At 62.9% G+C, this 21,179-nt stretch carries 16 protein-coding genes; 5 read left to right on the top strand and 11 right to left on the bottom strand.

What is annotated here, in order from left to right; all coding sequences use genetic code 11:
• The first annotated feature begins 72 nt into the window (after positions 1-72).
• A complete protein-coding gene (locus VKZ87_RS02475) occupies positions 73-1,047 on the top strand; it encodes a glycosyltransferase family 2 protein (protein ID WP_324219662.1) in 975 nt (324 codons plus the stop codon).
• Between the two features lie 117 nt (positions 1,048-1,164).
• On the opposite strand, the gene VKZ87_RS02470 is transcribed toward VKZ87_RS02475, so the two are convergent.
• On the bottom strand, positions 1,165-3,144 hold the full coding sequence (locus tag VKZ87_RS02470) for an Ig-like domain-containing protein (RefSeq protein ID WP_324219661.1): 1,980 nt from the start codon (positions 3,142-3,144) through the stop codon (positions 1,165-1,167).
• A gap of 284 nt (positions 3,145-3,428) precedes the next feature.
• On the opposite strand from VKZ87_RS02470, the gene VKZ87_RS02465 reads away from it, so the two are divergent.
• Together VKZ87_RS02465 and VKZ87_RS02460 are read left to right on the top strand one after the other, a co-directional pair.
• Positions 3,429-4,145 (top strand): helix-turn-helix transcriptional regulator, encoded by a 717-nt coding sequence (locus tag VKZ87_RS02465; RefSeq protein WP_324219660.1) that lies wholly within the window; start codon positions 3,429-3,431, stop codon positions 4,143-4,145.
• A 25-nt stretch (positions 4,146-4,170) separates the two neighbouring features.
• On the top strand, positions 4,171-5,142 hold the full coding sequence (locus tag VKZ87_RS02460; protein ID WP_324219659.1) for a class I SAM-dependent methyltransferase: 972 nt from the start codon (positions 4,171-4,173) through the stop codon (positions 5,140-5,142).
• Between the two features lie 15 nt (positions 5,143-5,157).
• On the opposite strand, the gene VKZ87_RS02455 is transcribed toward VKZ87_RS02460, so the two are convergent.
• The 7 genes from VKZ87_RS02455 to rfbF all read right to left on the bottom strand — a co-directional run bounded on the left by VKZ87_RS02455 (position 5,158) and on the right by rfbF (position 13,065).
• Entirely contained in the window at positions 5,158-6,255 is a 1,098-nt protein-coding gene (locus tag VKZ87_RS02455; RefSeq protein ID WP_324219658.1) for a polysaccharide deacetylase family protein, read from the bottom strand.
• A gap of 13 nt (positions 6,256-6,268) precedes the next feature.
• Positions 6,269-7,597, bottom strand: coding sequence for a hypothetical protein (locus tag VKZ87_RS02450; protein ID WP_324219657.1), 1,329 nt, complete (start codon positions 7,595-7,597; stop codon positions 6,269-6,271).
• Positions 7,594-8,970, bottom strand: a complete 1,377-nt coding sequence (locus VKZ87_RS02445) for a class I SAM-dependent methyltransferase (RefSeq protein WP_324219656.1) — start codon at positions 8,968-8,970, stop codon at positions 7,594-7,596. The genes VKZ87_RS02450 and VKZ87_RS02445 overlap by 4 nt, the downstream gene beginning before the upstream one ends.
• Positions 8,971-9,022: 52 nt before the next feature.
• Positions 9,023-9,790 carry a WecB/TagA/CpsF family glycosyltransferase gene (locus VKZ87_RS02440; protein ID WP_324219655.1) on the bottom strand — a complete coding sequence of 256 codons (768 nt, stop codon included), beginning with the start codon at positions 9,788-9,790 and terminating at the stop codon, positions 9,023-9,025.
• Between the two features lie 96 nt (positions 9,791-9,886).
• Positions 9,887-11,110: a class I SAM-dependent methyltransferase gene (locus tag VKZ87_RS02435; RefSeq protein WP_324219654.1), complete on the bottom strand. Its 1,224-nt coding sequence runs from the start codon at positions 11,108-11,110 to the stop codon at positions 9,887-9,889.
• A 7-nt stretch (positions 11,111-11,117) separates the two neighbouring features.
• A complete protein-coding gene (locus tag VKZ87_RS02430; RefSeq protein ID WP_324219653.1) occupies positions 11,118-12,230 on the bottom strand; it encodes an SDR family oxidoreductase in 1,113 nt (370 codons plus the stop codon).
• 16 nt (positions 12,231-12,246) lie between these two features.
• Positions 12,247-13,065, bottom strand: a complete 819-nt coding sequence (gene rfbF / locus VKZ87_RS02425; protein WP_324219652.1) for a glucose-1-phosphate cytidylyltransferase — start codon at positions 13,063-13,065, stop codon at positions 12,247-12,249.
• A gap of 247 nt (positions 13,066-13,312) precedes the next feature.
• Between rfbF and VKZ87_RS02420 the strand changes: the two genes are divergently transcribed.
• Positions 13,313-13,786 (top strand): hypothetical protein, encoded by a 474-nt coding sequence (locus VKZ87_RS02420; RefSeq protein WP_324219651.1) that lies wholly within the window; start codon positions 13,313-13,315, stop codon positions 13,784-13,786.
• 54 nt (positions 13,787-13,840) lie between these two features.
• Here VKZ87_RS02420 and VKZ87_RS02415 read toward each other — a convergent pair whose 3' ends face one another.
• Positions 13,841-15,322, bottom strand: coding sequence for an undecaprenyl-phosphate glucose phosphotransferase (locus VKZ87_RS02415; protein ID WP_324219650.1), 1,482 nt, complete (start codon positions 15,320-15,322; stop codon positions 13,841-13,843).
• A 175-nt stretch (positions 15,323-15,497) separates the two neighbouring features.
• On the opposite strand from VKZ87_RS02415, the gene VKZ87_RS02410 reads away from it, so the two are divergent.
• Entirely contained in the window at positions 15,498-18,470 is a 2,973-nt protein-coding gene (locus VKZ87_RS02410; RefSeq protein ID WP_324219649.1) for an isochorismatase family protein, read from the top strand.
• A 2-nt stretch (positions 18,471-18,472) separates the two neighbouring features.
• Here the strand turns inward: VKZ87_RS02410 and VKZ87_RS02405 are convergent, their stop codons facing one another.
• Positions 18,473-18,883, bottom strand: a complete 411-nt coding sequence (locus VKZ87_RS02405) for a carboxymuconolactone decarboxylase family protein (RefSeq protein ID WP_324219648.1) — start codon at positions 18,881-18,883, stop codon at positions 18,473-18,475.
• Between the two features lie 19 nt (positions 18,884-18,902).
• On the bottom strand, positions 18,903-21,176 hold the full coding sequence (locus VKZ87_RS02400; RefSeq protein WP_324219647.1) for a PAS domain-containing hybrid sensor histidine kinase/response regulator: 2,274 nt from the start codon (positions 21,174-21,176) through the stop codon (positions 18,903-18,905).
• Between the last annotated feature and the right edge of the window lie 3 nt (positions 21,177-21,179).

The raw sequence follows: 21,179 nt of genomic DNA, 5'->3' as shown, positions 1-21,179 counted from the left end.
TTTTCTTTTCGAGTTTTGACATCCTTTCAGGACGGCAGCTCCGGATTCCGGGGCGCAACTGGGGCGGCTGGCATGAAGAAGATCACGGTTGGGCTCCCTGTCTATAACGGCGCCAATTACCTGGCCGCCGCCATAGAATCGATCCTGGGGCAGACCTGCCCCGATTTCGACCTGGTGATTTCCGACAACGCCTCCACCGACGGCACCGCCGCGATCTGCCGCGCCTATGCCCGCCGGGACAAGCGTATCCGCTACATCCGCCAGCCGCGCAATATCGGCGCCGCCGCGAACTACAATTTCGTGGCCGGCCTGTGCGAGACGCCGTATTTCAAATGGGCCGCGCATGACGACCTGCTGGCGCCCGGCTTCCTGCAGGCCTGCCTCGACGCCCTCGAGAGCGACCCGTCGCTTGTGCTTGCGATGCCGGCCACGACCCTGGTCGACGAGGCCGGCATGCCCCTGCCCTACTCCCCCGAACGCGGCGGCATCGTGGATCGCATGGGCGTCTGCTGGCCGGCCCTGCCCGAGCAGAACAGTGATCTCACATCGGGCGATCCCGTGCGGCGGTTCCGCGCCGTGATGCTGAACATGTTCATGTGCGTCGAGATCTTCGGCCTGATGCGGCGTCCGGCCCTCCTGCGCGCCCTGCCGCAGGGTTCGTTCAGCGGCGCCGACAAGGTCTTTCTGGCCCGCATGAGCCTGCTGGGCCGCTTCTGGCTCGGGCCGGAGACGCTGTTCCTTCGGCGCTGCCATGCCCAGCAGTTCAGCGCGCAGGTCTCAGGCGCTTATCGCGCCGCGTGGTTCTCGGGGCGGCGGGACTCGATCTTCGTGCAGCAGCTCCGTCTGCTTCTCGCCTATTGCCGCGTGGCGGCTGCCGCCGAGCTTCCCCTGATGCAGCGCTGCGCCTGTCTTTATGCCGTGGCGCACCGGGCGGCCACCCGCGGCCATCAGTGGCAGAGGTTGACCGGTGCCGTCGTCGGGCTGCCACGCCAGCGGAAATACAAGCCGGCCCTGCACCCGATCGTCAGCCAGCGCGGCGAGGGATAGCGCTCCGGCGGCAGCTGACGTCGCGCGCAACGCCGGCCACCAGTTGCCCCGCGAGCATAGAATAAAAAAGGCCGCCGGATTGCTCCGGCGGCCAGGAGGCGTCAGTTGCAGTCCCGATCAGGCCAGCAGCACGTCGAAATGGATGGTGCCGGTATCCTGGCTGCCATCGCGGTCAACCAACGTGTAGTCGACCGTGTCCTTGCCGGTGAACCCGGCCTTCGGCGTGTAGATGGCCGTGCCGGACGCGGTATCCCAGGTGACCTTGCCACCCTTTGCGGTCTCGTCCTCGATGTCGGTGACCTTGAGCCCGCCGTCCTTGCCGGTGTCGTTGAGCAGCAGATATTTGCTGTTGAAGTAGTACTTCGCACCGGCCTGGGCCTTGTGGAAATCGTCGCCGGCGACAACGGGGTTGCCGCTGCCGGTCGACGGCGGCGGATTGCTGGTGCCGCCGCCCGGAGGCGTCGGCGTTGCGGTACCGTCGCCGACCTGCATGTAAACGATGCCGGTGTCGGAGCTGCCATCCTTGTCCACCACCGTGTATTCGATGGAGTCCTTGCCCTGCCAGCCCTTCAGCGGGGTGTAGATGGCCGTACCGGTGCTGTCCAGCGTGACGGTGGCGCCGGCTGCCGACTTGGAAGCCACGGCAGTTACCTTCAGACCGCCATCCTTGCCGGTGTCGTTGAGCAGCAGGTACTTCGTGTTGAAGTACCATTTCTGGTCGACACCGGTCTTGTAGAAGTCGTCGCCGGCGATGACCGGATGGCCGGTGCCACCGCCGCTGGCCGGCGGATTGGTTGGCGCCGGCTCGATCGGTTTCGGCGTCGAGGTGCCGGTGCCGACCTGGATGAACACGGTGCCCGTATCCTTGCTGCCGTCCCGATCGACAACGGTGTATTCAATGGAATCCTTGCCCTGCCAGTCCTTCAGAGGGGTGTATTTCACCGTACCGTCGCTCGAAAAGGTGACTGCGCCGCCCGCCGCGCTCTTGGCGGACACTTCGGTGACCTTGAGGCCGCCATCCTTGCCCACGTCGTTGAGCAGCAGGTACTTGGTATTGAACCAGTGCGACTGGTTCACACCGGTCTTGTAGTTGTCGTCGCCAGCGATCACCGGGTGACCGGTACCCTCACCACCAGTATCGCCGCTGCCCGGCGGCGGCACCGGATCGGCAGGTTCGGGTTCGGCCGGCTTGGGCTGGGTTGGCGCCGACCCCGGCTTCTGCGGCATCGGAAAGCCGCTTCCAGAGGTCTTGTTATTGGCGATCGTCCCCGACTGGTTGCCGTAGTTCAGCACCCGCTCGATATACTGGCCGACATATGCATTGTCGTGGACGTTGAAGCCCTTGCCGTAAACGATCGTGCCGTACCAGAAGTTATCGATGTAGTTGCCGTAGATCTCCCCGGAGCCGTTCAGTTCGATGCCGACGCCGGTGCCGATTCCCTTGGCATAATTGCCCGTGATCACCGTGTTGACGCCATTGCCCTGCACGAGCGAGTAGGCGACGTCGGTGCTCCAGCCGCGGTCGGGACCGGCATTGTTCATGTTCTCCGACCAGTTGCCCTTCACCACCATGTTCAGGGTATAGGCTTCGCTCGGACCGACCTCGATCGGCATGCGCTGCGTGCCGGTGAAGTAGTTGTTCTCGATCTTGATGTCGCGGCCCTGGGAATGGTTGTTGTTGAAGTTCAGGTTGATGGGCTGCCAGGAGTCATAGAACTTGTTGCCGGAAATCGACGACTGGTCGAGACCCCAGCCCGCGATGACGTTGCCGGAAACCTTGTGAAACTCGTTGTTCACGATCGACGCCGAACGCGCGTTGTCGAGATTGATTGCCCGGCTGCCGCCCTTGAAGACGGAATTCTCAATCGTGACGCCGGTGGTGCCGCCGATGTTGACGGGGCCGCCGGCAAAGGTGAAACCGCTGAGGGTCGTGTTGCTGCCCACGGTCAGGCTGCCATTCAGGGTGACGCTGCCACCCGCTTTCAGCGTGATGTTTCCAGGCACCACAAGGCCGGACACATTATAGGTGCCGGCAGGAACAGTGACGGTGGAACCCGGCGCAGCCGACTGCACGAGACTCTGAATTGATACGGCCAAAACTCTACTCCTTCAAATGCCGGCACTGAGAGCCGGTTGGGTAATCAACAGTCATCGCCTGAGGGGGACAGCGACGACGGCGCGAGATCACCAGGGACAATCACCGCTGCACGCGCGGCGCAGCTGCAATGACGTCTCCGGTGCATCGGAACCTAGCCAGTCGGGCCGAACGACCAACGTTAATTTCCGGTAATCGTAAACCCGGTCACGGATTTTATACGCCAACCTGCAGTCTCTGATTTTGGAAGGCCCTTGCGATGAAACGGAGAGTGACGAGACAGCCGATGCCATGGCTTCGCCCGCGTCTGCGGGCAGTGAATGCCACTGCATCGGATCTCGCCCGTCACCTCGGACTTCCGCCTGTCCGCGTCTACGAGCTGATCAAGGGCAGGAGGAGATTTCAGCCTGGCGAGATCGAAAAAGCCGCGTCATTCCTGAAGATCGGCGAGCCTCAGCTCCTTGGTTTGATCGAGGGCCGGCTCTCGGCAGACGATGTCGGAATTGATGACGTAGCCGCCTTGCCATGGGCCAGCTCCGAGGGTACAGCATTGCCGTTGCTGCGTGCATCACTGGCGCCGCTTGGCTTCTGGACGCTGCACGTCAAAGACGAATTTGCGGCTGCTCCGCGGCCGGATCTCATTGTCTTCCCGACCACTGCATTCGCCGTCGTCGTGCAGGACGAGCACAACAGCCCGGTCTATCGGGCGCGCGACTGCATCCTGATCGACCCGAGAATACCTGTTGCTCCCGGAGATGATGTCGCTCTCTCGAACGTGGCCATGATTGTAGCAGGCAGTACGCCCGAGATTATCGCGGGGCAGTTGACAAAGATGAGCGATGTCGCGTGGTCGTTGCGGCAGTATGCAGTTGGCGTCGAGCGTACATTCTCCAGAACACAGCTGCCCAGTGCCTGGAAGATTATCAGTCGGTTCGCGCCGGTCATGGATTTGTCACAGCCGCATAGCGCGCAGAGTGAGTCACAACCCGCACGGACGGAGTAGCATCAATCCGAAAGAGGAATGCAAGGTGGGATTCCGGCGACTCGACATCGACTATCAGGAGATCACCTGCTGTCCGCTCTGCGGGCAGGATGGAGCCGAGCGATCAGTGCTCCGGCGCCCCAGCTACTATTTTGCCCGCTTCGAAATCCCGCTGCCGCGGACCGGCGTCGCGCTGCTCGAATGTCCGCATTGCTCGCTGCTGTTCAAATCCGCGACTCCTACGGCCCAGTCCTGCGATGCGGTAATGCTGAATGGTGCCACCGATGTTTGGCGCCCCAAGACGGGCGAGCATCCTGCCCTGCCAATGATGCGGCCCTATATGGAGGGTGCGGAGTCCTTCCTCGATATTGGCGCCTCCAACGGAGACCTTCTGGCCCAGATCGGTGCGCGGCGACTATCGGCCATGGACATCGTTCAGTATGCACCGTGCAAAGCCGTCATAGACGGGCGGGGCGAGTACATCATCGGGCAGCTTGAGAAGGGTGTGACATGGTCCAATCAGCCCTACGACGTCGTGACCGCTTTCGACGTCTTTGAGCACTTTCTTGAGGCTGACAGTGCCGTTTCCAATGTACTTGCTTTCGTGAAAAGCGGCGGATACCTCGTCATCGAAACCGGGGACTGGCGCACGGTTCCGGACCCCGGCAGCTGGTACTACACAAATCTGTTCGAGCATCAGATCTTCTGGACAAGGCGGACATTCGAGTATCTGCAGGAGAGATTCCCGCTCGCCATCACCCAGTATTCCCTTGTCAATCACAAGGGGCGGCGGGCGATGGGGCTGGCCAAGCGCATTGCTCTGTCTGCCATTGTGCGGCTCGCGCCGAATCCCCTGTTCCGCAAGGCGATGCTGAACGCTGGCCGCGATCCCGGCCATTTCGGGGCTCCCGGCCTGGTCGATCACGCATTCGTTGTTCTGAAGCGCCTGGAAGCCGGGTCGGAAGCCATACAAGGCCGGACCGCGATGGCAGCCGCCGTTGCCACCGGAGATCTCTGAGCCTCCCCGCAGACACTAAGCCTGCTTTGTCGTGGAGTCCCATCCCTCTCCGGCGCGTCGTGCCCGCTCGTATGCATCGGCCTGGAGAACGCGCCGCACTCTCGGCAAGGTTCCGGAAAGCAGAAGTTCGAGCAGCGGGGTATCCTGGAAGCTGCCGTTATAGGTGAGACGCGGCAGCAGGAAAGGTCGCTCCCGGTCGGTGGGAAATATCGTGTTGCACTCGGTGGTAACCGCTGTCCGGAATCCAAGCGAGCGGCACATTTCGGCCTCACGCCAGCCGGCGGCCTGACTGTCGCCATAGGGATAGGCGAAATGCTCCACCGGAACGCCCAGCAGAGTTTCACATTCCTGCTTGCTCTGGGCTATTTCGCGATAGGCCTCCGTCTCGTCGAGGCGTCCCAGACAGAGATGACGTACGCCGTGCGCTCCAAACTCCACCAGGCCGCTTGCCTGCATATCGGCAATCATCGCCGGGGTCAGAAGATTGCGGTCTCCCAATGCTGCGAAATCGATGCCATAACGCTGCTCCAGTTCGCTGCAGGCCTGTCGGACCTGCCCCGGCTTCGCCGCAGACAATAGCGGCGCAATGGCGGCGTAAGCGAAACGCTTCTGGCGTTCGGTGCGGATGGGAAACTGCAACTCCTGTCCCTCCCAGGCGAAGCGGAGCGTCTCATGATTGCCGGCAAGCACGGCCTCGAGACCCAGCACCCAGACAGGAAACTCGCGCCGGACGAAACCCGGCACCAGATAGACCGTCATGGGTACGCCGAACTCACGACAGATGGGGAATGCCTGGCTGTAGGTATCAGAAAACCCGTCGTCAAAAGTCAGGCAGACGAATTTTCCCGGCTGATCCGGATCCTCCAGCCAGTCCGCGAGCCCACTCATGGACAGAAAGCGATAACCACGATCGGCGAGCGTCTGGACTATGCTTCGGAATGTCTCGGGCGTGACGGGTACCGCCTGACTGGCGAAAGTCTGGCTGCTGTGCGGCAACACGCGATGGAAGGACAGTATCCCGCCCTGCCCCGCATGGCGGAGGGCCATCAGGCGGGGCAAGCCGGTGGCCCATGTCGACCAGAAAGCATAGCGGAGGAGTTCGCGTTTAATCACCGCCCCGCCCTCCTCATGCTGCCGGGTTGTCCCGCAGGGGACTCATCTGTGCAGGTTGAAGGCCATCTCTCCTGCTCCACCGGAGCAGCGGAACCAGAAGCACCGCGACCCGGATGCATTCGACCAGAAGGGAACTAAGCACCAGGCCGGCAAGCCCCCAATGCTCCGCCAGGAGGAATGCCCCTATGATGCTGAAGGGCGTTGCAGCGGCGTAGGACCAGAAGATAAGTCGGGTGCGCTCCAGGGCTGCGGCCCATATCACCAGGACCGCAGCAATCCCGTAGATGGCGGTCGGCGCACATAACAGCCGCACGAGATAGCCCAGTCCCTCGTACTGCTCGCCATAAAGCAGGTGCACGACATAATCCGGCGCGATGTTCAGGACTGCTATGGCGGCGCCCATCAGGCCTACGCTCAGAATCGTCAGGCGGCCGATATAGAAGCGCAGCGCGGCGGGTCCGCCGACATGCAGTGCGCGGGAAGCCTGCACCGGTGCAAAATTGTCCAGCGACAGCAGCAGAAGATTCATCACCCCGGTAATCGTGGTCGCCGCCCGCAATGCGCCGGTTGCCGCGGCCCCCAGCATGATTCCGGAAATCGCCATGAAGGCCTGCGTTGTTGCCCAGAACATGAGCCCCGAAGGCAGCGTCCATTTTGAAAAGCGCCAGTGGCGGACCAGGACACTGTGGAAGGTGGCAGCATTCCACTCGAACCTGCCATACAGCCTAGCCCCCTGGGTCATGGCCACGGCACTGACGGCCGCAATGATCCAGATTCCGGCCTCGGCCGTGGCGCCGGGCCAGACAAAGGGCAGGGTCAGGATGGCGGCGAGCTGCAGCCCAAACCGCAGCAAATCGACACCGAGCGCCGCTCCCGGGCGGCCCCGGGCAAAAAGATAACGGCGATAGAACTCGTACAGCTGATAGGCAATGATGGCCGCACCAAGCGGCAGCGCCAACGTCGAAACCCCGGGGTTGGATAGTAGCCAGCCCGTAATCCCAACGCCGGCTCCGACCAGAAGGCCGACCAGAAGGCCGGCGGCCAACTGCTGGGCCAGGACGGCATGGTAATACCTGACACTGTCGGTCTCAGCCTGCTTCGGACCGATATTGAGCATCGGCTGGATGATTCCCGCAAATTGAAGCGTCGCCATGAACTCGACCAGCATCCATGCGAGGGTGAAGCGCCCCAGCTCATACATGCCGAGAGCGCGTGCCAGCAGGATCACGCCGAGAAAATTTCCCCCGCTCGCCACGATCTGGTCGATGAAGGCAAACTTCATCAGCCGGTTTGGCACCACCCAGTCCAGCGCCAGGGAGATGACGGACCGTACCGGCTTCATAGCGGGAGGGCTTGCGGTACCGCGGGCGGAACTGACTGACAGATTGCCGGGCTCTCCGGACGGGTCTTCGACATCGCCGGCTCAGCAGGAATGTACTGGGCAGCCGGCATGCCAATCGCAAACTGCGTGTCAGGAATGCGTTCGTCTGGCTCAATGATCCGGGGATGCGGAATGGGAATGAGAAAACGCCCTCCGGCTGCTCGGTATGCGGCCTGCTGGTGCAAGACCTCACCGGCAAAGTTCCATGCGAGCAGCAGCACCAGATCCGGCTGACTCTCAAGCACGTGGTCGGGATGGACGATCGGGATATGCTGCCCGGGCGTCAGCCTGCCGTGCTTGAACGGGTTAGCGTCGGCCACGAACTCGAAAAAGCCGGGATCGAGGTCGAGGCTGTTCACGAGGGTCGATCCCTTGGCTGCGGCACCATAGGCGGCGATGCGCCGGCCGCGAGCCTTCTCGGCGCGCAACAGTCCTGTCAGCGATGCGCGGAGCTCGGCAACACGTTCGGCGAAGCCCTCGTACCAGCCGATGCGGTCAACTCCAAGCTCGCGCTCATAGTTCAGCAGCGCAATGAACGCAGGGCTCCGCTCGACACTCCGGCCGACCCAGAGGCGCAGCGAGCCGCCATGGATGGGAAGACGCTCGACGTCATTTATGTTCAAGCCATGCCGGGTGAAGAGCGGAATGAGACCGTGTAGGGTGTGATAGAAGTGATGCTCGTGGTAGATGGTGTCGAATTCGCATTTCTGGATCATGTCGACGGCATAGGCGAATTCGAACACAGCGATGCCATCATCTGCCAGAAGCCTGGCAAAGCCGGCGACGAAGTCGTTGATAGCATGCACATGGGCCAGGACATTGTTGGCAACAATGACATCGGCGCGCTGCCCCTCCGACACGAGACGATCCGCCAGGGCGAGAGAGAAGAAATCGGTCAGCGTGGGTATGCCGGCCTGACGCGCCTGCTCGGCCGGACCATCGGCCGGATCGATTCCTAGGCACGGAATTCCGTGATCTCGGAAGTTGCGCAGCAGATAGCCGTCATTGCTCGCAACCTCGACAACCAGGCTGTCCGGACCGAGCTTTCGCTCCCGGATCAGGCGTTCGGCGATCGACGAGGCATGCCGCAGCAGGGCGGGCGACGCGGAGGAGTAGTACGGGAAGTCGCGCTGCCAGAGAATTTCCGGCGGCACGGTTTCGGTCAGCTGCAGCATGGCGCATTCCTGGCAAAGGGCCAGCTGCAACGGGTAACGCGCCTCATCCCCCTCCCCGGGAATCGACGACAGCAGGGCGTTCGATCCGGGATGGCACCCCAGATCAAGAATGACCCGGAGCGAGGGACTCTGGCAGGACCTGCATTCATGGACACGCATACCGTTTCTCCTGCTCAAGCTGGGGAAAAAGTTGACGATCAGCGAACACTTCTCAGGCATCCACTGTCGGCCGTGGCGGCCGCCATTTCTGATTCGCCAGCATCATGACGAACTGGAGATTGGAGCGGAAATAACGACCGGAAAGGCGGCGCGGCTCCTGCGCGAGGCGGAACATCCACTCGCAGCCGGTGCGGCGCAGTATGCGCGGTGCACGCTTCACCTTGCCCGCCATCATCTCGAATGCGCCTCCGACGCCGATCAGCACCGGCGCGTTCAGCGCGCCGCGGTGCGCCGCCATCCAGCGATCCTGCTTCGGGGCACCGAGACCAACCCAGACGATATCCGGATCGGCGGCATTCAGCCGCGTGTTGATCTCCTGCTCCTCGTCGCGGGTCAACGGACGGAAGGGCGGCGCGTAATGGCCGACGACCCTGGCCCCGGGGAAATTCCGGCTGAGCTCCTGCCGGAGCCGCAGCAGCGTGTCTTCCGAGGATCCGTAGAGGAAGTGTCGATATCCACGCTGTTCGGACAGGCGGAAGAGCGCCGGCATCAGATCGGGGCCGCAGATGCGGTCCGCACTGCGATAACCGTTCCGGCGCAGCAGCCAGACGAGTGGCATGCCGTCCGGCGCAGCCAGTGCCGCCGAGCGGTAGATGGCCTGGACATCCGATGCCAGTTGGCTTTCGACCAGCGCATGGACATCGATGGTGCAGATATACTGGCGCTGCGCCCCGCTGATCCAACCGTCTATGGCGGACAGAGCCTCATCCATGGTCAGCGCACTCAAAGGGACACCGAGCACATCTGCCCTTGGATGCATAACGTCCTCCTCCGATACGGTCCCGTGCGCCAGGACGGCGCGGGCATCTTCCCCTGCTACTGCTTGCCGCCCGACATGGCGCGGTGCGCGGTTCACTCAAATCAGCGCACTGGCGGAAACCGGCGCGGCCTGCAGGTCACCCAATGCCCCCAAGGTGGCGCCGCCGCAGCCATACCGGACAAGATCGGCGGCAATCTCCCGCCGGTAGATGGGATTCATCGCGATCACCAGATCCGGCGGAAAGCGGGATAGATGCTCAGGCCCCACGATCTGTTTGCCGGTGCCCGGAACGAATTTCCCCCAGCGGAAAGGATTGATGTCGACCAGATACTCGACATCCTCGCCCGCCCTTACCGCAGAGAGGAAGGCCACGGCCTTCGATCCGGAACCCCAGAGAGCGATTCGGCCGCCCGCGCGGGAGACGGTTCTGATCAGCGAATCCCAGTATGCCACAGCATCGGAGGCCACCTCCGAGAAGGTCGCGGCACCGCGGGCCAGTTGTTCCAGGCTTCCGTCCCCTGCCCTGGCATCCGCCACACACGCTGGTTCGGCCGGGTAGGCCTCTATCGTGAGGTACTGGTCGTCATATCCGCTGTCCATGCGCAGAACCTCAAAACCGGCACTGCGGAAGAGGTATCCGAGGGAAGCGGGCGAGAAGTATGAACAATGTTCGTAATAGACGTCCCAGAATGCGCCCTCGGCGAGGATGCGCCGGACATCGGGAACCTGGAAAAACACGATGGTGCCGCGCTCCGGGGAGGCGATCCGCCGGACGGCGCGGACGAAACGCTGCGTCTCGGCGATATGCTCGAGGGTCATGCGACAGCAGACCAGATCCGGCGGTGCCTGATCCGTTGTTTCCGAGAAATACTCCCGCCTGAAGGTGACGCGCGCCGCTCCCGCCTCCGCCCGCTCAGGCACGAAACTGGGGTCATATCCGACGCCGGCATTCCCCCCCATGTCGCAGAGCAATCGGAGGAAAGCACCTTTTCCGCAACCGATCTCGACAATATCCTTCCCGAACAGGTCATAGCGGCCGATCAGATCCTCTGCCAGCCGCTGCTGATAGGCGCGGTAAGTTCCTGAGAAAACCTGCGTCTCCTCGTACAGATCGGAGTAGACCGTCGCCCCGCTCTCCCAGGCGGCATTGAATACAAAGGCGCAGGTGTCGCAGAAGGCGAGATCGATATCGCCCGTTGCCATGGCTTCCGCGCTGCTGCGATCGGAGAGTAGAAGGCAGCTGTTCACCGGCACTCCAGGCACCCGGTGAAAGATGTAGCCGTCTTCCGCTCCGCAGTTCGGGCAACGCTTCGTTGTCACGTCCGCCTCACTCCGCCTGTTGGATATCCACGGCCTGTGCGTCACGGAAGGCAGGTACGAAGCCCGCAGCATCGGACATCCGTTCATAGGGTTGCGGCAGCCGGCGCAGAGACCGATCGAGAATGCCTGCCGCCAGCAGCGATTTCAGATGAGCCAGACGCTGATAACGCTCCCCCTCGAAATCCTCGAGCGCGAGCCCATACTTCGTGTAGCAGGCGTGCAGTTCCAGCGCGCCTGCCATGGCCGTCCACTGCGGTCTGAAATTCGGAAGCCTGCTCTCGATTTTCCGGAAACTGACTCGGTAGGATCTCTTATCAGCCGCGGCACCCTCGGCATAGGCGATTGCCGATCCCGGCACCGTGTTCCGGACGATCTCGGCTATGCTGCGCACGCGATAGTTCTCGGCCGTCGACCCGACGTTGAACGTCTCACAATGGACCGCCTCCCGCGGCGCCTCGACGGCTGCGATGAATGCCCTGCTGATATCCGCGATATGAACCAGCGGCCGCCAGGCCATCCCGTCGCTCTTGAGGAATACCCGCCCGGTGGTGACGGCATGTGCCGTCAGATTGTTCAGAACCAAGTCGAACCGGATGCGCGGCGAAAAACCATAGGCTGTGGCACTGCGCAGCAACACGGGAGAGAAACGGTCGGTGGCCAGGGCAAGCAGGCCTTGTTCCGCGCGATATTTCGAAACGGCATAAGGCGTGACGGGATTGGGCGGCGATGCCTCGTCCACCCAGTCCTCCTCTGCCGCGCCGTAGACGCTGCAGGTGGACGAGAAAACAAAGCGTTCAACACCGGCGTCCCGGGCCAGCTCCGCCAGCCGGATCGTCGCCGTATCGTTGATATCCATCGTGGTTTCCGGCAGCAGGTCGCCGAGGGGATCGTTGCAGATCCCGGCGAGATGCACGACGGCATCCACGGCGCGGAGTTGCACGACCGTCAGATCACGTATGTCCGAGTTGATCGTAATGACGTCCGAGGCTGTGTCGGCGCCAAACGTGCATCCTGCAAACAGCCCGGTATCGACACCCACAACCTGATGGCCTCTCTGCAGCAGCATCTGCGTGAGGATGGTGCCGATATAGCCCGTATGACCGGTGACAAGAACTTTCATTTCCTCCCCCTTTTGATTATTTCCACGTCTTCCAGGGCGCGGCGCCTCTGGACCAGAGTTCCTCAAGAAGAATCTTCTCCCGCAGGGTATCCATGCATTGCCAGTAGGAGCGATGCGTGTAAGCCATGAGCTGGCCGTCGGCGGCGAGCGCCTGCAGCGGCTCGCGCTCCCACATCGTGTCGTCGCCGGCGATGTAGTCAAAAATGCCCGGCTCGAGCACGAAGAAGGCCGCGTTGATCCAGCCTTCGCCCTGGTCGGGTTTCTCCGTGAAACGCTGTACCTTGCTGTCTCCGGCCATCTCTACGAAGCCGAAACGCGATGGTGCGCGCACGACCGTTACCGTCGCGAGTTTCCCGTGGGCCCGGTGGAAGGCCAGCAGTTCATCCAGATTGACGTCGGAAATTCCGTCGCACCAGGTGAGCATGAAGGTCCCGTCGCCGAGATAGGGCTGCAGCCGCTTGATGCGACCGCCTGTCGCCGTTTCAGCGCCGGTGTCGATCAGATGGACGGTCCAGTCCGGTCCCTCGGCAGGCTCATGGAGCGAGGTGGAGCCGTCCCGGGTACGGACAGTGAGGTTTCGGCTGTAGGTATGCAGGTTTAGGAAATACTGGACGACCGCTTCTTTCTTGTAGCCCAGGGCGATGACGAATTCGTTCATCCCGTGGGCATCGTAGTGCTTCATGACGTGCCAGATGATTGGCCTGCCGCCGATCTCGACGAGGGGTTTCGGCCGGGAACCTGTCTCCTCGGAAAGCCGGGTGCCGAGACCACCGGCCAGGATCGCCACCGGCGGCGGTCGCAGCCGTCGGGCAATTGCCTTCCTCCCCACCGTCACACCGGACGCCAATGCATCTGCTTCATGAAACATTTTTGTCATGGGCGACCGCTGGTACGACGGTTGGCATCAATACTGGCCACTTTTGTATCAATGGCGAAAAGAAAAGAAAAGAAAAAAATAAGACAACGATGAGGCAGAGAAAATGCGTTCTTGTAAGAACGTACTTAAGGGCCTATATCACCGTTTGGTCACGCGCGACGCGCATGTAGTGATTCGTGCGTATGGTACGATGAGGTCAGCTGAATTGAGCAAAGCCAGAATCCGCGGAAAAATCCGGCGAGAAGAATGGCCGAAGATCATGGCGCGCTTCCGGAAGGGGGAGACGTTGGCTGACATTGCGCGAAGCTATGAGTGCACGGCACCGGCGATCCGCTACATCGTTCGCCGAGCCGATCAGGTTCCGGCAAAAGCCGATCACACTGTGAGTCCTCCTCCTGTCCGCAGCGAGAATGATCGCACCACGGCTCAGGTTGTCTCCGTCGGCAGCAGGATCCAGCCGATACGTCGTTCCCCCGAGGAAATCTGGGACCGCGTCAGCAGCGACATCGCATCGTTTCTGGCAGGAATGGATGCGATTTCTCTCAATGACAGCGATGAGAATTACGAGGCACTGCTCCTCGCCACCGACCGGCTGCTGCGCTCGAGCGCCAGCACACGGGTGGAAATCGAGCGCATCCTGGAAAGCCGCAAGATGACCCGCCGGAGAAGGCTACCCTAGCCGACGCCGCAGTGGCGCCTGAGCTCCACCAACCTTCGGCCTGTCCCGTTCCGATCAGTAGGCATTTGTCCCGCGCATGATGACGGGCAGCGTCAGCAGCAGCACTTTCAGATCCAGCAGCAGCGACCAGTTGGCGATGTAGAACAGGTCGTGCTCGAGGCGGTTGCGCATCTTTTCAAGCGTATCCGTCTCGCCACGCCAGCCGTTCACCTGGGCCCAGCCGGTCATGCCCGGTCGCACGCGATGCCGTGCCAGATAGCCATCGATGAGCGGGGCATATTTGTCGTTATGCGCCGTCGCATGGGGGCGCGGTCCGACGAGCGACATATCCCCCCGCAGGACATTGAACAGCTGCGGCAGCTCATCAAGGCTGGTGCTCCGCAGGACGGCGCCGACGCGCGTCACGCGGGGGTCATTGCGCCGCGCCTGCGGAACGCTGGGATCGGGATCCGGCTCATGGTGCATGGTACGGAATTTGAAGACGCGGAACCGGTTGTTGTTGAATCCGTGGCGTTCCTGCCGGAATATCACCGGCCCGGGGCTGTCCAGCTTGATGAGCACGGCAATGAGCAGCAGCAACGGTGCCAGCAGGACAAGCAGGATGCTGGTCAGAACGATGTCTTCGGCGCGCTTGAGCGGGGCGCCCCACCCGGCCAGCGGCCGCGCCTGGATCGTCAGGGCTGATATGCCGGCAACCTTGCTGAATCCCTGAACCGGGAAACCAAGATTGGGAAGCTGCGGGTAGATTTTTACTTCGACCTGCGTCTGCGCGAGTCTCGTCATGATCTGGCGCAGGTCCGTGGATGGGTCGTCGGACGGGGCGAGGATTACCTCATCCACTTCTCCCGCATTGGCCAGCGATGTGAGGAGGTCGAGATTTCCCGTATTTTCGCCTGCCCGGGCCGCACCGCTGCTTTCGGCAAACAAGCCCACGACCGCGGCTTCCTCGCCATGGGCCTGCAATCTGCGGGCAAGCACGGATGCTGTCTGTCCCGCGCCAAGCACCGCGATCCTGCGGGCCAGCCGGCCGTCTTTCTGCCAGCGTGACAGCATGCTTCCCACCAGCCAACGCGTCGCGCATATGAACAGCCACGCGCCGGCGAACCAGAGCCCTGCCCACGCCTCTCCGAATTCCGCTGCGTAACCGGCCATGTATCCGATCAGCGCCAGGCTGGCGAAGGCGCCGAGCCACGCCAGAGAAGCCTTGGCGACCTGCACCGCCACTTTGCGCATGCTGGGAACGCAATAGCCGCGAAGCAGATGCAGGTAATTTACGGTGAGCGTGGCGCCCAGCACTATATCGAGATAGCGGGACGGCTGGGCCACGCCCGGATCAATAAGGACATCGATCAGCAGTCCCGCTGCGGCAATCCCGAGCCAGTCCCAGACCAGCACCAGCCCCGGCAGACGGGTCTGCAGGTCTGTCGCCGACGGGATCCGTGGCTTATGCGGCGATGACCTTTCCCCCAGATGGAACGGCAGGCGTTCCAGAAGGGCGGGCTTGGGCCCGTAGAGAACATCGCCACCGCCAGACATCGTTTTCCTCCCCGCTCCCGGCCTTGGTCGTTGCCCCGAACTTGTTCTTGCTTTTTCTTTTCTTTTCTTTTCTTATCGAGTCACGCGCGAGGACACAAGCGACAAATTGTACGCAGGCAAAAGATCCGCGCGTTTGGGGTGTCAGGGTGCCTTGGCGGCCGAGACGGAGGGTGAGATGGGCGAAAGCGGAGTGTGGCGGTCGAATCACCCGGGAAGAATGCCCGGACAACCCCGTGCGGGCGAGTTGCTCCCCGATCCCCGCGGCTTCCATCCCCGCTCGCCCAGCGGTCAGTTCCAGCTGCGTGACGACTTCGGCGCCGGCTCGCCCGACGACAGTGACGCGCTCGACTACGCGGCAATCCTGCGCACGCTGTGGCGCCGGAAATACCTTTTCCTGGGTATAGCGGTCCTGCTAACCGGCCTTGCCACAGCAATCATCGTCCAGCTGCCGCCCCGATATATCGCTCATGCATTGGTCGTACTGGGCGATCCGTCCGAAACGAACCGGGCAAGCCGCGATGCAGTTCCCATTCCTCCGCCGGACACCGGCGCCGTTCAGACAGCCGTCGAAATCCTCCACTCGCCGCAACTGGCGGCGGCCGTCATTCGCGATCTCGGGCTGGACAGTAACCCGGAATTCAACCCTGCGGCAGCCGGGCCCGACGAGGCCGGCTTCATGGCGCGGATCAGGCGCATGGTGTCACAGATACGGGCCTTGCTTCCCGGCGCCCAGTCGGTCGAAGAACCCGATGGCCCGACGGCGAGCATCTCCCGGACAATCCGGGGCTTTTTGTCTCATCTGCAGGTCAGCGTACGGAACAATTCCCGCATGATCGACGTCGCATTTGAATCGCGGGATGCCGAGCTGGCCATGCGCGTGGCGAATGCGCTGGTCGATCATTACATCGACAGGCAGCTCGAACTGCGCGCGGAATCGGCCAAGCGGACCTCCGACTGGCTGCGGCAGAGAATAGTCCAACTGGAAACCAGGGTTGCCGAAGCGGAAAGGGCTGTGGAGGAATTCCGTTCTCGTCACGGACTTTTCTCCATGCCGGGCGGCTCGCCGCTCCTGCTCAAGCAGATGACGGATGTCACGGCAGAACTCGCAACCGCCGAAACGGAGCGCGCCGCCATCGAGGCGCGTCTGCGGCAATACCGTGCCTCCATTGACGCTGCCAGTCGGAGCCGCCTGACCGCCGACGTGGTCGACTCTCCGCTGATGGAAGCCCTGCAGACCGAGGAGGCCAAAGTCCAGCAGCAACTGGCCGAAATGTCCGCGGAGTTCGGTGACAAATATCCGCCGACAGTGGGACTACGGGAGAAGCTCAGGAATATCCATGCGGCCATGCGTCGCGAGAGCCAGCGGGTGATCACCTCCATCGAGAACGACCTGCATGTCGCACGCATGAAGGAAGACGATCTGCGGAAGCGTCTGAACGCTCTGAAGGAGGATGTCGCCCGGATGAACAATGCCGACGTGACCCTCCGCGCGCTGGAGCGTGCCGCGGAGGCCGACCGCCGGATTCTCGACGACTTCATGGCGCGCCTGACGACAACCAGCCAGAATGCCGACACATCGTGGCAGAAACCCGATGTGCAGATTGCGTCCTACGCGCAACTGCCGGTCGTCCCGGATCGTCCCAGAAAGGGGCTCCTGATCCTGGTCTCCGGGATAGGAGCCCTGACTGCTGCCGGACTCGTGATCTATCTGATCGAACGGTCGGACCGCAGCATCCGGAGCCTGAAAGAGCTTGAAACCCAGCTCAGGATTGCCGGGTTGGGCATGCTTCCGATCTCCGAATCTGCCCGGCTGTCGCCCGCACAGGCAGCGCGCTACGGCTCCGCCTATCGCGAGGCTCTCAAGGCCGCCTATGCCACCCTGTTCTCCACAAATGACGCGCCCAGAGTAACCGTGATTACCTCGGCCCTTCCGGGTGAAGGAAAAACCACACTGGCGCTCGGCCTGGCCGCGCTGGCGGCGCAGTGCGGCAACCGGGTGCTGCTCCTGGATGCGGACTTCTGGAAGAAGGGCACAAGTGAAGCCCTTGGGATCCGCACCGGGGCCGGCCTTGCAGAAGTTCTCGAGAATTCGGCCAGTCCCGGCGAGGTCATCATATCCGACGTCGTTTCCGGCGCCGACATCATGCTGCCGGGCCGATTCTCGCGCGGTTCGCTTCTGGCCTGGACGCGCCGGCTTTCCGAACTGCTGGTCTCGCTTCGGGATCGCTATGATCTCGTGATCGTGGACGCGCCCCCGGTTCTCTCGGCATCGGAAGCCGTGTTGCTGGCGCAGCATGCCGACGCGACAGTCATGGCCGTGCGGTGGGGCAGCACACCGCGAGACGCCATCGCGACAACGGCGAAAAAGCTACGGCGCGCCGGCGCGTTCCTTGCCGGCTCGGTCATCACCATGGTGAATGAACGGCAACACGCGAGTTACGGCTACACAGAGGGGACCTATTTCTCGGCCGAGTTCGAGTGTTATCAATCGGCACCGACCGGCGCAATCACATGGTCCTCAGGCACTCAGGAAGCCAGCACTCCCGCGCGGGACGAAGGCAAGCGGACAGTATCCGCCACGAGCCGTCATGCCCTGCTGGTCATCGATGTTCCCGATACGGCCGGCGCGCCGACCGGTCATGCGCGGATCAAAGCGGCCGGCAACCGGCTCATCGAAACGATCAACGATCTCTCGAATCTTGCGGCGCGCTCAGGCGTAATGGTGCTTTATGCGCAGCGTGAGTCCGGTCACGGCAGGCATCTGCCGCAACCGCAGGGGAACGCAAGCGATGCCCAGGACACCCTCCCCGGTTCCGGGATCAGCCTCCGGCGCGCCTCGCAGCACGTCTTCCTCAAGCATACGCCGGATGCCTTTTCCAGCACCCGACTCAACAGCTTCCTGCGCGAGAACGGAATCGAGCATCTGTTCATCGTCGGCATGGACGGTGTGACCTCGATCAGGCAGACAGCCCAATCCGCGCTGGAGCGGGGCTATCTGGTGACGTTCATCCAGGACGGCGTGCTGACCTCCTCCGAGGCCAAATGGCGGCAGATCCTGCAGCGCTTCGAGACGCTGGCCGCCTTCGCGATCACCAAGGAGGAATTCGAGGATTTCTGCCAACGCCTGCGTCGCCCTGTCCACGCCTGAGGTCAGGCCTTTTCGGGCGTTCCCGCTGCCGGAAGGGCGCCTTCCGCCCTCAATACCTCATGGGCGGCCTTGAAAGCCTCGAGACCGGCCGGAATTCCGCAGTAAACGGTGGCATGCACGAGGATTTCCCTGATCTCGTCAACCGTTACGCCATTGGTCAGGGCGCCCTTGACGTGCAGCTTGAGCTCCGCAGGCTTTGAAAGCGCCGTCAGCATGGCGAGATTGAGCATCGAGCGCGTCTTGCGGTCCAGTCCCTCGCGCGTCCAGGCATAGCCCCAGCACATCTCGGTGGTCATGCGCTGGAACGCCATCATGAAATCATCGGCCCTGGCAAGGCTGCCATCGACATAGTCCGCGCCCAGCACTTCCCGACGGGCTTCCAGTCCCTTCCTGAACAACTCGCTCTCGGCCATCGGCCTATCCTCCCTCTGTTTACGCACCCATCACTTCCTTCACCCTGCCGGCCAGCTGGCTCAGGGAGAAGGGTTTAGGCAGAAAATTCACGTGCGGCGACTTCGCCAGCGACACGCGAAGCGAGTCTTCCGCATAACCCGAAATGAACAGAACCTTCAGGGTCGGCCGCCGCCGGCGCAACTCGGCAGCCAGACTCGGCCCGTCCAGATTGGGCATCACCACATCGGAAATCAGCAGCTCGACCCGCTCCAGCTGCTCGGCCGGCAGAGCCAGGGCCTGCTCGCCCGAAGCAGCCTCGATGACGGTGTAGCCCTTGTTGCGCAGCGCCCGGGCGGCAAAGCTGCGCACCGCATCCTCGTCCTCCACCAGCAGGACGAGGCCTTGCCCGGTAAGGTCGCGGGCATCAGCGCGCTGATCCTCGCGCGAGGCGGCGAGCTCCTGGGGTGTGGGGCGATACCGCGGCAGGTAGATGCGGAAACAGGCTCCCTGCCCTTCCTCGCTTTCCACCTCGATGAAGCCGCCGGTCTGCTTGATGATCCCATATACGGTGGACAACCCGAGGCCGGTCCCGGCGCCCACCGCCTTGGTGGTGAAGAAGGGATCGAAAATCTTGCTGATGTTGCCGGCCGAAATGCCGTGCCCGGTATCGGATACCTCGATCTGCACGTAGTCGCCGGGCGGCACGGTCTCGGTCCCGATCTGGGTCGGAGCATCGGCATGCCAGTTGCTGGTCCGGATACGCAGCTCGCCACCCTCCGCCATCGCATCGCGCGCGTTGACGGCCAGATTGATGATGACCTGCTCCAGCTGCCCCTGATCCACACGCACCAGGCCGAGGTCGCGGCCATGCGTCATCCTGAGCGTGATCGTCTCGCCGATCAGCCGGCCTATCAGGTTGCGCAGATCTGCCAGCACGTCGGTCACATCGAGGATCTTCGGCACCAGCGTCTGCTGTCGCGAGAAGGCAAGAAGCTGGCGCACCAGGTTGGCCGCTCGGCTGGCATTCTGTTTGATCTGCATGACATCAGCAAAGGACTGGTCGCCCGGCTGATGCCGCTGCAGCAGCAGATCGCAGAAACCGATCATGGCGGTGAGCAGATTGTTGAAGTCATGGGCGATGCCGCCGGCCAGCTGCCCCACCGCCTGCATCTTCTGGCTCTGGTGAAACTGGGTCTGCAGGTTGCGCTGCTCGGTCGTATCCACGAGATAGACCAGCTGGGCCGACTGGCCGTCGTCGCGCTCGGCTGAGGATGCGGCAAACACCTCGACTACCCGCTCGCGCGGACCAGCGAGATGCACCTCGAGCGGCCGGCTGAAAGTGGCCCCTTTGCGCAGGGCGACCAGGTGGCGGGTCAGCGCCAGTGCATCCTCCTCGCGCACCAGCGCCGAGAGTCGCTGACCGAGCCAGTCCTCGCGGCCGCAGAGTGCGGCAAACGCGGCATTGGCATCGCGGATGACGCCGTTGGCATCCAGCACCAGAATGCCGATCGGCGCCTGGTCAAAGAAGCGGCGGAACTCGGCCTCCACGGGGCGCAGGGTCCCACGCTGGCGCAGTTCTAGCCCGAGGTCGTGAACCACGGCGCTGTAGCGCAGCGGCCGGCCTGCTGCATCCGGCACGGGGCTCTGGCTGACGCCCACGAGGCGAAAGCTTTCCGCATCAGCGGCCTTCAGCTTGGCCTCGCCGCCGGGCCATTCTGGCGTCATCACCTCGCCCTCCCGAGGGTCCGCATGCTGCAGCACATCGGCAATGGTGAGGCCTTCAGTCACGAGCTGCTCCGGCATCCGGCCCAGCCAAGCGGCGAAAGTGCGGTTGGCAAAGAGGAACCGGCCGTCGGGCGACACGGAATAGAGGCCCACCGGCGCATTGTCGAGAAAGGCTGCCAGCTCATCGCGCTGCCGGCGCAGATCAGCCACGGCCGCGTCACGCTCGGACTGATTCTGCACATCCCAGACAATGCAACCGCGCCAGCCGGGTCGGCTGACCGCCGCCAGCCGCAGGCTGAGCAGCGTTCCATCGGCCATCACCTGGCATTCCTGCTCGGCGGCCCCGCCGCTTTTCAGCGTGTCGCGCATGCTCGCCAGGAGGGCGGCGTTGCTGCTGCGGCTGGCCAGCAGCCGTTCCGGCGACGGTGTGCCAGCAATGCCAAGGCGGGCCGCCAGCGCACGATAGGCGGCATTGGCCGCAACCACCTCCTGCCCGCGGGTGACGACCCGGGCATACGGGCTGGCTTCAGCGAGCAGGCGTGCCCGCCATTTCAGCAGTCCGCCCAGCCAGATCCCTGGAGACGCCATAGG

The sequence above is a fragment of the Ferrovibrio sp. genome, from assembly GCF_035304305.1.
Lineage (GTDB): Bacteria > Pseudomonadota > Alphaproteobacteria > Ferrovibrionales > Ferrovibrionaceae > Ferrovibrio.
This window is presented reverse-complemented; position numbering and strand designations above follow the sequence as displayed.